Source organism: Actinopolymorpha sp. B17G11 (assembly GCF_040196095.1).
GTDB lineage: Bacteria > Actinomycetota > Actinomycetes > Propionibacteriales > Actinopolymorphaceae > Thermasporomyces.
The window spans coordinates 22936-38303 of record NZ_JBEFTW010000051.1; the positions used below are offsets into that span (position 1 = coordinate 22936).

Here is a 15368-nt window from a genome sequence, read left to right on the forward strand (position 1 = left end):
TGCCCATGACCATGACCATGACCAGGTTGCTCGCATGACGGCGTTCCTGCGACAGGTCTGGCTGGACCGCAACGGCCGGATCGGGCTGGTGGTGACGGGCCTCTTGCTGGTCGTGGCGCTGGCGGCGGCGCTGCGGGTGACGCCGTACGACCCGATCGCCCAGCACCCGGTGGACCGCCTCACCGGTCCATCGCCCGCGTACTGGTTCGGCACCGACCAGTTCGGCCGCGACATCGCCTCGCGGGTCTTCGCCGGTATCGGCTCGTCGCTGCGGGTCGCCGTGTTGTCGGTCGGGCTGGCCGGGCTGCTCGGATCGGTTGCGGGGGTGGCGTCCGGCTATGCAGGCGGCGTGTGGGACCAGGTGGCCGGTCGCGTCAGCGATGTGCTTTTCGCCTTCCCTGCCACGCTTCTCGCGCTCGCCGTCATCGCGGCGCTGGGACGGGGCTGGTTCAACACCGCGATCGCTGTCGCCGTCGTCTTCCTGCCGATCTTCGTCCGGGTGGCGCGAGGCCCGACCCTGGCGGTGCGCGAGGCCGACTTCGTACGCGCGGGACGTGTCCTCGGTTTCTCGACCGGGCGGATCGTGTTCCGGCACGTGCTGCCGAACGTCAGTGCGCCGATCGTCGTCCAGGTCGCGCTCGCGCTCTCGTGGGCGATCATGACCGAGTCGGCGTTGTCCTTCCTGGGTCTCGGTACGCAACCGCCCGATCCGTCGCTCGGCGCGATGGTGAGCGAGTCCCGGACGTTGGTCACCTCGGCATGGTGGGTGCTCGCCTTCCCCGCCGCGGCCATCGTGGTGGCCGTGCTGGCGTTGAACCTGCTCGGTGACGGCCTGCGTTCCGCACTCGACCCGAAGGAACAGAGCAGATGACGGCCGGCGGTGTGGAGGGTACGACGGACGCGGTGGGAGCTGCTGCGGACGCTGACGGCGAGGCGGTGCTGGCCGTCCGCGACCTGCGGGCATCAGTGTCGTCGGGTGCCGGCCGGGAGGTGCCGATCGTGCGGGGCGTGTCGTTCGACGTCCGGGCAGGCGAGACGGTGGCGCTCGTCGGGGAGAGCGGAAGCGGCAAGTCGTTCACCGCGTTGGCCCTCATGGGCCTGCTTCCCGACGGCGCGCGGATCACCTGCGGGTCGGTCCGGCTGGGCGGCCGCGACCTGCTCGGCCTCGACGCACGGGCGCGGCGGGCGTCCCGCGGTGCTGACATCGCCATGATCTACCAGGACCCGATGACGTCGCTCAACCCGCTGATGCGGGTCGGTGACCAGGTCGTCGAAGGCCTCGAAGCCCACGGGACAAGGGGGTCAGCGGCTCGCCGACGTACTCTCGACGCCCTCGCCGAGGTCAGCCTGCCCGATCCGGAACGCCTCGCACGGTCCTATCCGCACCAGCTCTCCGGCGGGCAGCGGCAACGCGTGATGATCGCGATGGCAGTGGCCCTGCGCCCGCGCGTGCTCATCGCCGACGAACCGACGACCGCGCTCGACGTCACCATCCAGCAACAGATCCTCACGCTCGTCGACTCCCTCGCCAGGCGGACCGGCCTCGCCGTCATCTGGATCACCCACGACCTCGGTGTCGTCGCACGGATCGCCCGCCGGGTACTGGTGATGTACGCCGGGCGGCTGGTCGAGTCAGGTCCGAGCCGGGCGTTGTTCCGCACGCCACAGCATCCGTACACCACCGGGTTGTTGCGGTCGCTGCCACCGATGCGCGGGGACGAACGCCCGCCGCTCCCCCAGGTCGGGGGCGCTCCACCGGACATCGCGGCACTGCCGGCCGGTTGTGCGTTTCATCCCCGGTGCCCGCAGCGGATCGATCAGTGCGTACGAGAAGAACCGGTGCTGGAGCAACGCGGTACGAACCTGGCGGCCTGCTGGGTTCCGCGGGGCCGGTGGGTGTGATGCTCACCGTCGAGTCGCTGGTCAAGCACTACCGCGGGCGCGGCGGCGGTGTGGTGCGTGCCGTCGACGGCGTTTCGTTCTCCGTGAGACGCGGCGAAACGCTAGGCGTAGTGGGAGAATCGGGGTGCGGAAAGTCGACGACCGCCACGATGGTGGTCCGTCTGGACGATCCGACGTCAGGCCGGATCCTGCTGGACGGCGAGGACATCACGCGGGCGCGCGGTGCACGGCTGCGGTCGGTGCGGCGGCGGATCCAGCTCGTCTTCCAGGATCCGTGCTCCGCCTTGAATCCGCGCCTCACCGTCAAACGCACGCTCGCCGAGGTGCTCCAGGTGCACGGCCTCGGCCGCGACGATGCGGCACGGCGGGCGCGGGTGGACGAGCTTCTTTCGCTGGTGGGACTGTCCGGATCGGTCGCGAGACGTTATCCCCACCAGCTTTCCGGCGGCCAACGGCAGCGGGTCGGCATCGCCCGCGCGCTGGCCGTCTCGCCAGAGGTGCTGGTGCTCGACGAACCGGTGTCCGCCCTGGATGTGTCCGTGCGCGCCGAGGTGATGAACCTGCTTGCCCGGCTGCAGGGCGAGCTCGGACTCACCTATCTGTTCATCTCCCACGACCTTGGGATGGTCCGGCACATCAGCGACCGGATCGCGGTGATGTATCTCGGCAGGATCGTCGAACTTGGCACCTGGCGGCAGGTTTCCGATTCGCCGCTGCATCCCTATACGCGTGCGCTGCAGGACGCGGTGCCCGTGCCCGATCCAGAAGCCGAGGCCCGGCGAGCGGCCCCGGTGGTGGTAGGCGACGTGCCGGACGCCGCGCATCCGCCGTCCGGGTGCCGGTTCCATCCGCGCTGTGCGTACGCCGAAGATGTGTGCCAGCGCGAAGACCCCCTGCTGCGGGAGGTGGGAGCCGGCCGTTTCGCTGCCTGTCACTTTGCCGAACGTCTGGAATCGTAGAGACGCCGACGACACGTGGCCGAAGGTCGGACCGGGGCGGCTGCCGGTGCCGCAACAACGTCCGCCGCACAGTAGCCGTGGTGGACGGTGCGCGTAACGACCCCCGTCACGAGGATGGCTGCGGCACCTTGCACGTGATCTTCGGGTTGACGCCCACATAGTTCAACGGTCCGGCCACGACCGTGATCACTACGTTCCCGGCCTCGGCGCAGCTTGCCTCGGAGTCTTGGAAGTACCCCCGCTGGACCGCTGCCAGGGCGCCGATGGCGAGCCAGATGACGACGACAACTGCTGCAATCCGCATAGCGAACCTCCAGATCCCTCTGCGGGTCGCGAGAGAGGAGCGACCGAGCAGTGAACATCACACATATGGACGGATTTGCGAGGCGATAAACGTATGCACGAACAACCACCCGGCCGCCTCCCACGCCACACGACGCTCCCGCGGTGGGCGGCCCGCCGGTGTTCGGTTGGGCGGCGCGCCCCATCGGGAGGCTGTCGCGGCGCGTGTGTCAGCGTGCCTGTGCGGTGCGCACGCCTCGAGCAGCGTCGTACGCGACCTCGAGTTCCGCCGCCGATGCCAGGCCCGCCCCTCCGTCGACTGCCTCGAGGCGTACGTATCGCGCGTCCCGAGCCGTCCCGAGCCGCACCACCTTGGTCGAAAGGTCGAGTGACCAGGTTCCGCTGTCCACGACGGTGAAGCTCTCGCCATCCCTACTGGTGGAGAGGCGGTAGCGCGTGATGATGCCGTTGTTGTTCACGTCGTGCCGCGGCTGATAGATGAACGCCTCGACCGGATAGTCGCCGCCCAGGTCGAGGGTGATCGTGTGCGGTTGCGGCGCCGGCGGGTCGAAGCGGCTGTGCCACATCGTCGTGCAGGAACCGTCGATGGCTTTCGACGGTTCGAAGCCCTCCTGGTACGACGATGCCGTCGCACTCATCCGTTCCTGGGGAACGTAGGTGAAACCGCTGAGGTCCTCACCCTCGTCGGTGCCCCCGATCAAGGGTGTCAGCGCGACGTCGAGCTCACCGATACCGGCACGCCCGCGACACCCGGCCTCGAGCGCTTCCAGGCGTACGAACCGGGCGGACTGTTCCGGCCAGCTCGCGGTCTTCGTCGCATTGGTCAGCGCCCAGGAACCTTCGGCGACAGGTGAGTAGGTCCTGCCATCGTTGCTGAGCCACACCCGATAGCGCGTGGTGATGCCGATCGGCGACGCCTGCAGCCGCGGTTGCGCGACGATCCCGTGCGTCTTGTAGCGCGCACCGAGATCGACCGTGATCGCCTGCGGTAGCGGAGCGACCTGTTCGTGCTCGGCCCACCACCAGGTTTCCGGCCGGTCGTCGACCGCCCGCGCGGCCTCATAGGTATACCCGCCAAGGAATCCGGTGCTCGTCGTCGCGGACGCCTCGAGATCTGCCTTGGGCACGAACCGCGGACGCGGCGCGGTCGCCGACACCGCGAAGTCGTCGAACTGCGCATGGTTCCAGCCGCTCACGACCAGCCCGACGGAACCAGTGCGTTGCCGCCTGTCCTCGACCGTCGCCAGTCGCTTGTCGTCGACCTCCACACTGATCGCCGAACCACGCATGTGCAGTGCCATCGTGTGCCAGGTGCCGACTTCGACCTCGACCGTGCCAGTCGCAAGAACCTGGTCTCCGCCGTACTGGTCGTGACTGGTGAGCTCCCAGGTCCGGTCGCTCGCGACGCGGAGGTGATAGCCGCTGAGCTTGGTCTCCCTTGTCGCCGGATGACCCGACGACCGCCCGACGAGTTCCACATGGCCGGGGCCGTCGAGCATGAACGCCGTCCGCACGCGGTAGTCGCCCCACCATCGCGGATCCCCGACCACGGTCGTCGGATCCATCCGCCCGGCGGAGTTCCACGTGATCGGTTGCTGGGGAGTCTGTTGCTGGTAGCACATGCCGGCGCGACCGGCCGCACAAGGCGCGGTCTCGAAACTGCCGTTGAGATCGGAGAAGTACGCAGCGAGCTTGCCAGGTTCGTCGTCGTCGAAGGATTCGCGGTACGGAAGCGGCATTTCCTCGCCTATCCCCGCGTGCGGGCGTGCCGAGCCTTTGCCCTGCCCCGTCGTACTGCTGAGCGTGTAGACGTGCCCTGGCTCCAGCGTCATGGTGAAGGAGCCGTCGACCGGTTGGATTCCCTTCGTACGCACGAAATCGTCGGCCTGGGTGGCGGTCTCGAGATCGGTGGACCACACCTGGACGCCATCGGTGGGAAGTCCTCCGGTGACGTCGAACTCCACCGTGGCCGGCTCGGTGGCGTCCAACGTCTCCACCACCGTGGTGAAGTCGTCGGCGGCCGGCGACACCATGCTCACGTAGCTCGCACCGGAGTCGAGATAGCCGCTGCCGGTGTCGAGATAGCGCCAGCCCGGGTCGGTGAACTGCGTCGTGTGCGCGAACGCCCATACCGTCGACCCGACCTGGTAGTGGCCGGACCACGGCCATTCGGCGAGGATCGTACCGGTGTCGGCGATGGGGAAATGGGCGTACCACGCAGAGACCGCGGACCATGTCAGGTACCCCGTCAGCCGAGCGTCGACGTACATCCGGTTGATCGACCGAGCGGCCGGCGCCGCGCCCACGTCGTGTGCCTGCGCGCTGACCTCGCTCATCCACAGCGGTTTGTCGAGGCCGCGCGCGGTCTCGGTGCTGTGGCACTCCCTGCGCTGGTCGCGGTTGCCGCACGCGAAGTGCACGCCGGCGATGTCGACCGCGTTGTCGAACGCCGGGTTCGCGGCCATGTCGTCGGCCACCCGCCACAGATCTTCGCGACAGCACTCGTCGGCCGCGATGATCTCGATGTCGGGAAACCGCTCAGCCAGCGCCTTGTCGAAGGCGACGTACCAGTCCGTGTCGTAGCCGCGTTCGTTCCAGCCGCCCACGTAGTCGATGCGCAGGCCGTGTGAGGCCGCACAGTCAAGCCAGGAAAGGATGTAGTCGATATTGTCCTGACTCCAGAAGCCGCCGTCGAACCAGCCGGGCGCCCCCCATTCGAGCGCGGCGAGCTTGATGGCGGGGTTGCGCTTGCGGGCCTGCTTCATGAGCCACCATTCGTAGCCCCGGTCGCAGTCGACGACACCGGGCTCGCGTTGGTGGCTCGGTTCCGCGCCGTCGGTGGAGTTCGTCTCGCCGCCGATCTCGACCTTGAGAATGTCGAGCGCCGCTCCGTACGCCGGCGTGAAGAGATAGTCCAGCACCTGGCTGCGTTCCGGTTCGGGGTAGTCGGCGAGCAGCCGGGACGAGGCTCCGGCGCTCACCGCTCCGACACCGTTGAAGGTCCGCCCGCCGGCGCGCCCGTCGACGGTGATCGTCCCGCCGGTAGCCGGCGCCGCGGCGAGCGCCTCGGCGTTGGTCGTACGATCCTGCGCCGCCGCGGGCATCGCGACCGCCAGACCCGCACATGCGACGACGACGGCCATCAGCAGGTGCCGGAGCCGATCCCGCCGCGGCACGACAACACCTCGCCAGCAAGCAGCGCGTCCCACGAGCCCACCCCTTCGCCATCGGACGTGACGGATCGTGCCGGTCCATGCTGGTCAGAGGTTAGACCACAATCCATGGCCGGCAAAGGTCGATGTCCGGCCCCAGCACACCGTCCCGGGAGGTGGTCCGGCTACCGCGGAGGAGTCGCTACGCCCGCTCAGCGGTAACAGTCGCGCGCTCCGGTCCCGTGCCGCGGAGTGGCGACGTCAGGACGACGATTCCCGCTGAACGTCTGGCGGGCCGGCCGCGCCCTTTCTCCGGGTCATGCCGAACCCGACGCCGATCGCCAGGACGGCGAGGACGACCGGCGCAAGTACCAGCGCATATCCAGCGGCGCCGGCATGGTCGTCCACCGGAAGCCACGCGGGGAGAAAGCCCTGGCCCGGCTCGATCGGTGCCGGCCGCGGGCCCCACAGCCGACGGGTGGCGGTGCAGCCGTTGTCGCGGTACGGACTGGTCGCGTTGGTCGGATGGAACTCGTACAACGCGCCGACGGCGAACCGCCGGTCCGACGATGACACACCGTCCGCGGCCGGGTTCTCGACCGTCACCTGGTCGCCGTTCTCAGTGACCACCGTGGCGGTCCGCCCGCCGTCGTCGGTCGCGATGACCGTTCCCTCGAACGCATGTGCCGAAGGCGCGGGGCGCTCCGCACAGTCCGCATACGCCGCAGGCGCGAGCCCGAGCGAGAGACCCACGGCGATGACGCCACCAAGGACGCTCCCCCGCACGCCACTGCACAGCGCCGCCCTGCACCACCACGCGCCCGTCACACCGTGATCATGACCGTGATCGTGAAGGTTTTCCAGTCGTATGGACCGCATTCCCTTCATGATCATGGCGGCGTCGGCGTCGCAAGTGGCGCCCACGTCGCAGGGGACGCCCACGGCCACACTGTGGCGCCGCGTGAAGCGCCCATACCGCCAACAAGGACGATAGGTACTTAATGGCCCGAAACTGACAAATTGCCCCAGCCCCTGGCAGACTGCGGCGGATGATGGCTCGGGGTGTGTTTTCCAGTCTGCTCGTCCTGCTCGCATGTGCCGTGGCGGTCGCCGTGGTTCCGGTCCGGTGGCTCGATGCACAGCTTCATACCGACGACTACGCCGAGACCGTACGCCCACTGCCGCGCGACCCGCAGGTGCAACGCGCCATCTGCGACCGTCTCGCGGAGGCGATCGAGTCGTCCGGGCGAGAGGTCCCGCCGGCGGTGGCCCACACGATCCAGAGCAAAGTGCCTGTGGTGCTGGGCACTCCGGAAGCTGCCGAGATCTGGGTGGCGGCCAACCTGGCTGCCCGCGACGCCCTACTCAGCGGCAACGGCGGCAAGGTGACCGTCGACATCGACGAGCTGGTCGCCATCCTGTCCGAACGACTGCGCGCCGAAGGCCTCGACGTACCTGCCGACCTCCCGGCGCACAGTTCGAGAGTCGTCCTGGTCGACTCACCTGCCGTTGCACGGGCGCGTGAAGGTTCGCAGTTGACCACGACGCTGGCGCAGGCACTTCCCCTCGTCGCCGGCGGTCTGCTGTTGCTCGCCCTGCTGATCTCGGCTCGACGCTTCCGTACCCTGGCGATCGCCGGGATCGGCGTCGCCGTCGTCGCGCTGGTCGAGATTCTCGCCCTTCGGCTGGCCCGGGACCGCTACCTCGCGACGGTCGACGACGACACCTCGCGCGCACTCCTGGACGCGGTGGCGCAGGAATTTTCCCGATCGTTGCGTTCCGACCTGCTCGTGCTGCTCCTCGCGGCCATCACTGTCGCGGTCGGCGGCATCATCCTCGGCCTCCTCACCCGGCGGCGGCAGAGCGACGATCTCCACGTCGAGCGCCTCGCACCGACCACGGCTGCCAAGTAAGGCAGCTGCTCGCGCGAACGTGGTTGGATCGAGGTCGTGACCACCGATCTCGCAGCCGAGCACCATGACGAGCTGCGACCGCTGATGTTCTCGATCGCGTACCGGATGCTCGGAAGCGTTGCCGAGGCCGAGGACGTCGTCCAGGAGGCGTTCCTCCGCCTGCATCGCACGCCCGCCGAGGTGAGATCGGTGTCCGCCTATGCCGTCACGGTCACGACCCGGCTGGCGATCGACCAACTGCGGTCGGCGAGAGTACGCAGAGAGCGCTACGTCGGGTCCTGGCTGCCCGAACCCTTGCTCGCCACGGACGTCGAATCCGACCCGGCCGTCCGAGCCGAACGTGCCGACAGTCTCTCGCTGGCGTTCCTCGTCGTCCTGGAAACGTTGTCACCGGTCGAGCGCGCCGTCTTCCTGCTGCGCGAGGTCTTCGGCTACGACTACGACGAGATCGCCCGGATCGTCGAGAAGTCGGTGGTCAACTGCCGCCAGATCTTCACCCGTGCAAGCCGCCGGATCGCCGCCGGCGAGCCACGTTTCGAGGCGTCCCGCGAACGCCGGGACGACCTCGCGCGCGCCTTCTTCGCGGCCTGCGAAACCGGTGACATCACCGTGCTGGAAGAGCTACTCGCCGAGGACGTCGTGTTCGACGGCGATGGTGGCGGCAAGGCGCCCGCCATCGCCAGGCCGATCCAGGGTCGGGTCCAGGTCGCCCGCTTCCTGCTCGGCATCATCCGGCAGGTCGCGACGTTCGGTGGGCGGCTCGAACCGACCATGGTCAACGGCCAACCGGGCGGCCGCATGGTCGACGCCGAGGGACGCCTCGCCGCGATTTTCGAACTCCAGATCGCGGACGGCCAGGTACGTGCCCTACGCAATGTCCTCAACCCGGACAAGCTCCGCCACCTCGGCCCGCTGGTGGATCCCGCGAGCCTTCCCGGCGCCGGCCGGCGTCCGCGCGAAGGCTAGGTCACAAGGTCAGCCGTCAGCTTCGCGTCCGTCCAGGCGCCAGGCGGGTCGGCGTTCGACGACGCCGCGGACGAAAGCCGCCTGCCCCACGTGCTGGAGGTCGTCGCCGATCACGCTGACGAGTCGTACGCCGAGCGACACCGGCGGATCCCAGGCCTCGTCGACGATGCGGTCGAGATCGCTGTCGACGAGCCGTTCGACGAAGGCGACCGTGGCGTCGTGAACCGCGTCGTGGTAGCTCGTGAGCAGTCCTGACGTCTGCACCCGTACGGCCGCGATTTCGTGGGTGCCATGCCCGTAGCCGGTCGCCGACGGCTCGAACGGCAGACCGAACCTGTCCACGAAGCCGCGTTCGGTCCAGACCTGCGGTGTTCCCGCCGCGTCGGCGAGGTGGTCATCCTGGACGCGGGTCAGGTGCCATACCAGCCAGGCGATCGAGTTCGCGGCGGCATCGAGGCGGTAGGCAAGATCGTCAGGCGACAAGCCGTCGACGACCGCGTGGACCTCCTCGCGGATCCGGCCGAACGCATCGACGAGTAGGTCGGCGCTCCTCATCCCGATCACTCCCTCTCCATGAGTCGGTCTACCTCGGATTCGCCTGGCCGAACCGTCGGAGCCATTCCACCTTCGTCACGGCGTACTCGACCTCACCATGCTCGGTTCCGGGAATCGGGTCGGGGAAGTACTCGTGATAATTACGGACGAACGTCAGTCCCGCCTTCTCCATCACCCTTCGGGAGCGCTGGTTGACCGCCATCGTGTCGGCGGAGACCCGCTGCACGCCGAGTTCGGTGAACGCCTTGGCGAGGAGGGCACGCGACCCCTCGGTCGCAAGACCGCGGCCCCAGGCGGCTCGGCGGAGCCGGTATCCGAGGGAGGCGCAGCCGGGCCCGATGCGTTCGGCCGAACGGAGCCCGAACCATCCCAGGAACTGGCCGGTGGCCTTCTCGTTCGCCGCCCAGCGACCGAAGCCGGGGAAGAGTGCGTACTCGCGAAGGAGTTTCGGCAGAACCTCGTCGCGGACCTCCTCCAGTGGCGTGGGCTTGCCGCCGGTGAGAAAGCGCATGACCTCGGGGTCGGCGTCGAGTTCGACCAGGGCGTCGACGTCGTCCATGGTGAACTCCCGCAGCCGGAGCCGCGGCGTCGTCAGCACAGTCGCCTGCTCCGTCGGCGGGAGATCCTCATCGGTTGCCGGGAGATCCTGCTCGGTCACGGCACGCGATCCTAGGCTCCAGTCGGGCTCCGGTTCGAGACAATTTCCCACGACCCACCGCGCAGGGGTACGACGGGTACGTCGTGGCCGAGACATGCGAAGGGCTGACCCCTGACACGTAGGTCCGGCAATTCCCCAACCTCTGCGCTCAATGCTCTCGACGACCCCGGAGCTGACAGACTGCCACCATGCGAGGACGCCACGTGGCTTCAGGCGTGCTCGCCCTGCTCGCCTGCCTGGCCGTCCTGGCCGTGGTTCCGGTCGTGTGGCTCAACGCGCAACTGCACGGCACCGCCTACGCCGACACCGTAGGTCCGCTGGCGAAAGACCCTTCTGTCCAACGCGCCATGGCCGACCGGGTGGCCGAAACGGTGGCAGGAGGTGGCGAAGGGCTCAGTCCGATCGTCGTCGACGTGGTCCGGCAGGAGATCCCTGCGGTGATGCGTACGCCCGGGGCCTCGAGGATCTGGCTCGCCGCCAGCCTGGCAGCCCGCGAAAGCCTGCTGACCGGCAACGGTGGAGAGGTTTCGGTCGACATCCGTGAGCTGGTCCGACCGCTGGCGGACCGGCTGGGCCCGGCAGGATCCGTACTTCCGTCCGAACTGCCGGACGAGATGACGAGCATCGTGCTGGTGGACGTTCCCGCGCTCGCACAGGTACGCACGATCGCACGGATGGCGCCGACTCTGGCATACGTCATCCCCGTCCTTGCCGCCGGCCTGATGACGCTTGCCCTGCTGACCTCACTGAACCGCTGGCGCACCCTCACCGTCGTCGGCATCGTGGTCGCCGCCGGCACTCTGGCGGAGATGCTGCTCATCGGCCCGATCCAGGACAGCGCTCTCGCAGGTGTCGACGACGGCATCTCCCGCGCGGTCCTCGCCGCCATCGCCGAGGCGTTCGCCGACTCCCTGCGCTCCGCGCTGATCATCCCGCTCGTCGTCGCCGGCGTTGTCGCGGTGGTCAGCCTGATGAGCGCCCGCCTCACCAGCCGCCGCGTCGATGAGGTCGACCGGATCAGGTGACGCGGCGGCGCGTGCTTCCCGCGCCTACTCGAGGGCCGGCGTGTCCGTCGGAAGGTAGGTCGCGATCAGCTGGAGCAGCCACTCGATGTCGACCGGTTTGGCGACGTACTCCGTGGCACCGGAGGCGAGACTCTTCTCCCGGTCACCCTTCATCGCCTTGGCGGTGACCGCGATCAGCGGAAGGTCGCGGTAGCGGGGCATCCGCCTGATGGTCGCCATCGTGGCGTTGCCGTCCAGAGCGGGCATCATCACGTCCATCAGGACCAGGCGGATGTCGTCATGCTGTTCCAGCGCCCTGATGCCGGCCAGGCCGTTGTCGACGCAGAGAACATTCAGCCCGTGCTGCTCGAGCGTCGTGGTGATCGCGTAGACATAGCGCGGGTCATCGTCGACGACGAGCACCGTGTCGCCGTCTTGCCAGGAAGGGCGTCCGTGTTCCTCTGGTGAGGCTGCCTGCTCCGGTACGGCGGGAGCGGGCGCCACGACGGACGCCTCAGGACGAAGAGCGGGTTCGTGGGACGTCAGCTCGGCAGCCCCGTCGCCGGACGGCCCGTCACCCGACGGCCCGTCGCCCAACGGCCCGTCACCCGACGGCCTGTCGCCGCGCGACTGTTCAAGCCGGTCCCCCACGTCCGGCCCTTGCGTCGCGGCGCTTCCCAGCGGGGCATGGCGCTCTCCGCTCCCGGAGTGCTCCGCGTAACGGGCCACATGACGGCTCGGCACGGGGCCCGGAACCGCCTCCGGTTCGGCGACCGTCAGAGCCGCCCGGGTGGGCCGCTCCCCTGCCGAGACGTAGAGCGTGAATGTGCTGCCTGCGCCGGCCTCGCTGTGGACCTGCAGCTCTCCGCCGATCAGACGGGTCAGCTCCCGGCAGATGGACAGACCCAGCCCGGTACCGCCGTACTGCCGACTCGTCGTCCCATCGGCCTGCTGGAACGCGTCGAAGATGAGCGCGAGCTTGTCAGGCGGGATGCCGATGCCGGTGTCCTCGACGACGAAGGCGATGCGCGAGGGCGCCACCCGCAACGACGGGCTGCTCACCTCGGCCGGGTCGGCCGTACGAATGGACAACCGGACGCTTCCCTCGTGCGTGAACTTGATCGCGTTGGACAGCAGGTTCCGCAGGATCTGTTGGAGTCGCTGGCGGTCGGCCTGCAGGCTCGCCGGCACCATCGGGGAGACCGTCACCGAGAAGTCGAGCCCCTTGTCGGCCGCGAGCGGCCGGTAGAGCGACTCGACATAGGTGACAAGGCTCTCCACCGGCACCGGCACCGGCAGGAGTTCCATGTGCCCGGCCTCCACCTTGGCGAGATCCAGGACGTCGTTGATCATCTGCAACAGGTCGCTCCCCGCCGCGTGGATGGTCTTGGCGAACTCGATCTGTTGCGGTGTCAGGTTGCCTTCCAGGTTGTCCGACAGCAGCTTCGCCAGGATGAGGGCGCTGTTCAACGGCGTACGCAGCTCATGGGACATGTTGGCGAGGAACTCCGACTTGTAGCGCGACGCCATCGACAGCTGCTGGGCGCGCTCCTCGAGTTCCTGGCTGGCCTGCTCGATCGCGATGTTCTTGATCTCGATGTCGCGGTTCTGGCTCGCGAGCAGGGCGGCCTTCTCGGCGAGTTCGGTGTTGGAACGCTGCAGTTCGTCCTGCTGCTGTTGGAGTTGTTCGGAACGGGCCCGCAGCTCCGACGCCAGGCGCTGGGACTCACCGAGCAGCGCCTCGGTCCGCGAGTTGGCGACGATCGTGTTGACGTTGACGCCGATGGTCTCCTTCAGCTGGTCCAGCAGGTCCTGGTGGACGGGCGTGAACTCGCGGACGGATCCGAGCTCGATCACGCCCAGGGTCTGGCCCTCGAACAGCACCGGGACGAGGATCACGTTGGCCGGGCTGACCGTCCCCATCCCGGAGGCGATCTTCAGGTTCTCCGGTGCGCCCGCCATCAGGATCGTCTTCTTGTCCGCCGCGGCCTGGCCGACGAGCGACTCGCCGAGATGGAACCTCGCCCTGACGCCTTCGACGAGATCCGAAGGGGGCGCGCCGTAGCTCGCCGTCCGCTCCAGAACGACCTCGGAGTTCGGCCCCTGGCTGGCCAGGTAGAGCGCTCCGTACTGGGCGGAGACCAGCGGCGCCAACTCGCTCATGATCAGGGAGGCCAACGCCTTCAGGTCGTGGTGGCCCTGCATCAGCCCCGAGATCCGGGCCAGGTTGGTCTTCAACCAGTCCTGCTCGAGGTTGGTCTTCGTGGTCTCCATCAGGTTGGCGATCATCTGGTTGATGTTGTCCTTGAGCTCCGCCACTTCACCGGACGCGTCCACGGTGATCTGCCGGGTCAGGTCGCCTTCGGTGACCGCTGTCGCGACGGCAGCGATCGCCCGCACCTGGGTCGTGAGGTTGCCGGCAAGGTGGTTGACGCTCTCGGTGAGCCGCTGCCAGGTGCCGGACACGCCGACGACCTCGGCCTGCCCGCCCAGCTTGCCTTCCGTACCGACCTCGCGGGCGACGCGCGTCACCTCGGAGGCGAACGCGGAGAGTTGGTCGACCATCGTGTTGATGGTGTTCTTCAGCTCGAGGATCTCGCCCCGCGCGTCGACGTCGATCTTCTTGCTCAGGTCCCCCTGCGCGACGGCGGTCGTGACCTGGGCGATGTTGCGTACCTGGCTGGTCAGGTTGTTCGCCATGAAGTTCGTACTGTCGGTGAGGTCCTTCCAGGTGCCGGCGACGTTGGGCACCCGCGCCTGCCCGCCGAGAATTCCTTCCGTACCCACCTCGCGGGCCACCCGCGTTACCTCGTCGGCGAACGCACGAAGCGTGTCGACCATCCCGTTGATCGTCTCGGCGAGGGCCGCGACCTCGCCCGACGCCTCGACGGTGATCTTCTTGCTCATGTCGCCGCCGGCCACCGCGGTGGCGACGGTGGCGATACTGCGGACCTGGCCGGTGAGGTTCTCGGCCATGATGTTGACGTTGTCGGTGAGGTCCTTCCACGTACCGGCAACGCCGCGGACCCGAGCCTGACCGCCGAGTCGACCTTCCGTTCCTACTTCTCGGGCGACGCGGGTCACCTCGTCGGCGAACGCCGACAGCTGGTCCACCATCGTGTTGATCGTGTTCTTCAACGCCGAGATCTCACCACGCGCGTCGACATCGATCTTCTGACTCAGGTCCCCCTGAGCCACCGCGGTGGTCACCTGCGCGATCGAACGCACCTGCGCGGTCAGGTTGGCCGCCATGAAGTTCACCGAGTCGGTGAGGTCACGCCACGTACCCCCCACACCCGGGACCTGGGCCTGACCGCCGAGGCGGCCTTCCGTGCCCACCTCGCGGGCCATCCGCGTCACCTCGTCGGCGAACGACGACAGCTGGTCCACCATCGTGTTGATCGTGTTCTTCAACGCCGAGATCTCTCCCCGCGCGTCGACATCGATCTTCTGACTCAGGTCGCCGCGGGCGACGGCCGTGGTCACCTGGGCGATGTTGCGGACCTGCGAGGTGAGGTTGGCCGCCATGAAGTTCACCGAGTCGGTGAGGTCACGCCACGTACCGCCGACCGCCGGGACCTGCGCCTGACCACCCAGCCGACCCTCGGTGCCCACCTCACGGGCGACGCGGGTCACCTCGTCGGCGAACGACGACAACTGGTCCACCATCGTGTTGATCGTGGACTTCAACTCCAGGATCTCGCCCCGCGCATCCACGTCGATCTTCTGACTCAGGTCGCCGCGGGCGACCGCCGTCGCCACCTGCGCGATGTTGCGGACCTGCGAGGTGAGGTTGGCCGCCATGAAGTTCACCGAGTCGGTCAGGTCGCGCCAGGTCCCCGCGACCCCCGGCACCTGCGCCTGACCTCCGAGCCGGCCGTCCGTTCCGATTTCCCTGGCGACACGGGTCACCTCGGAGGCGAAGACCGAGAGCTGGTCGAGCAGGCCGTTGACCG

General features: G+C 68.3%; 12 protein-coding genes. 6 read left to right on the plus strand and 6 right to left on the minus strand.

What is annotated here, in order from left to right:
• Positions 1-34 precede the first annotated feature (34 nt).
• Genes ABN028_RS32290 through ABN028_RS32300 form a run of 3 tightly spaced genes read left to right on the plus strand, consistent with a single transcriptional unit; the run spans position 35 to position 2861 of the window.
• Positions 35-871 carry an ABC transporter permease gene (locus ABN028_RS32290; RefSeq protein WP_349331285.1) on the plus strand — a complete coding sequence of 279 codons (837 nt, stop codon included), beginning with the start codon at positions 35-37 and terminating at the stop codon, positions 869-871.
• Complete coding sequence (locus ABN028_RS32295; protein WP_349699228.1) at positions 868-1902, plus strand: ABC transporter ATP-binding protein; 1035 nt, start codon at positions 868-870, stop codon at positions 1900-1902. Before ABN028_RS32290 ends, ABN028_RS32295 begins: the two co-directional genes overlap by 4 nt.
• Entirely contained in the window at positions 1902-2861 is a 960-nt protein-coding gene (locus tag ABN028_RS32300; protein ID WP_349699229.1) for an ABC transporter ATP-binding protein, read from the plus strand. The genes ABN028_RS32295 and ABN028_RS32300 overlap by 1 nt, the downstream gene beginning before the upstream one ends.
• A 106-nt stretch (positions 2862-2967) precedes the next feature.
• On the opposite strand, the gene ABN028_RS32305 is transcribed toward ABN028_RS32300, so the two are convergent.
• The 3 genes from ABN028_RS32305 to ABN028_RS32315 form a co-directional block, all read right to left on the minus strand.
• Positions 2968-3165 carry a hypothetical protein gene (locus ABN028_RS32305; RefSeq protein WP_349331282.1) on the minus strand — a complete coding sequence of 66 codons (198 nt, stop codon included), beginning with the start codon at positions 3163-3165 and terminating at the stop codon, positions 2968-2970.
• Positions 3166-3373: 208 nt separating this feature from the next.
• Positions 3374-6340 carry a discoidin domain-containing protein gene (locus ABN028_RS32310; RefSeq protein ID WP_349699230.1) on the minus strand — a complete coding sequence of 989 codons (2967 nt, stop codon included), beginning with the start codon at positions 6338-6340 and terminating at the stop codon, positions 3374-3376.
• A gap of 237 nt (positions 6341-6577) precedes the next feature.
• Entirely contained in the window at positions 6578-7144 is a 567-nt protein-coding gene (locus ABN028_RS32315; protein ID WP_349699231.1) for a hypothetical protein, read from the minus strand.
• A gap of 221 nt (positions 7145-7365) precedes the next feature.
• Here ABN028_RS32315 and ABN028_RS32320 point away from each other — a divergent pair, with 221 nt between their 5' ends.
• Entirely contained in the window at positions 7366-8229 is an 864-nt protein-coding gene (locus ABN028_RS32320) for a hypothetical protein (protein ID WP_349699232.1), read from the plus strand.
• Positions 8230-8265: 36 nt separating this feature from the next.
• The gene (locus tag ABN028_RS32325) at positions 8266-9195 is read left to right on the plus strand and encodes an RNA polymerase sigma-70 factor (protein ID WP_349699233.1); all 930 of its coding nucleotides are present in this window, start codon (positions 8266-8268) and stop codon (positions 9193-9195) included.
• 9 nt (positions 9196-9204) lie between these two features.
• Here ABN028_RS32325 and ABN028_RS32330 read toward each other — a convergent pair whose 3' ends face one another.
• Positions 9205-9750: a mycothiol transferase gene (locus ABN028_RS32330; protein ID WP_349331277.1), complete on the minus strand. Its 546-nt coding sequence runs from the start codon at positions 9748-9750 to the stop codon at positions 9205-9207.
• A gap of 28 nt (positions 9751-9778) precedes the next feature.
• Positions 9779-10408 carry a GNAT family N-acetyltransferase gene (locus tag ABN028_RS32335; RefSeq protein WP_349699234.1) on the minus strand — a complete coding sequence of 210 codons (630 nt, stop codon included), beginning with the start codon at positions 10406-10408 and terminating at the stop codon, positions 9779-9781.
• 188 nt (positions 10409-10596) lie between these two features.
• On the opposite strand from ABN028_RS32335, the gene ABN028_RS32340 reads away from it, so the two are divergent.
• Entirely contained in the window at positions 10597-11433 is an 837-nt protein-coding gene (locus ABN028_RS32340) for a hypothetical protein (protein ID WP_349699235.1), read from the plus strand.
• A 24-nt stretch (positions 11434-11457) separates the two neighbouring features.
• Here ABN028_RS32340 and ABN028_RS32345 read toward each other — a convergent pair.
• Positions 11458-15368: HAMP domain-containing protein (locus ABN028_RS32345; RefSeq protein WP_349699236.1), on the minus strand; the 3911-nt coding region annotated here is incomplete at its 5' end.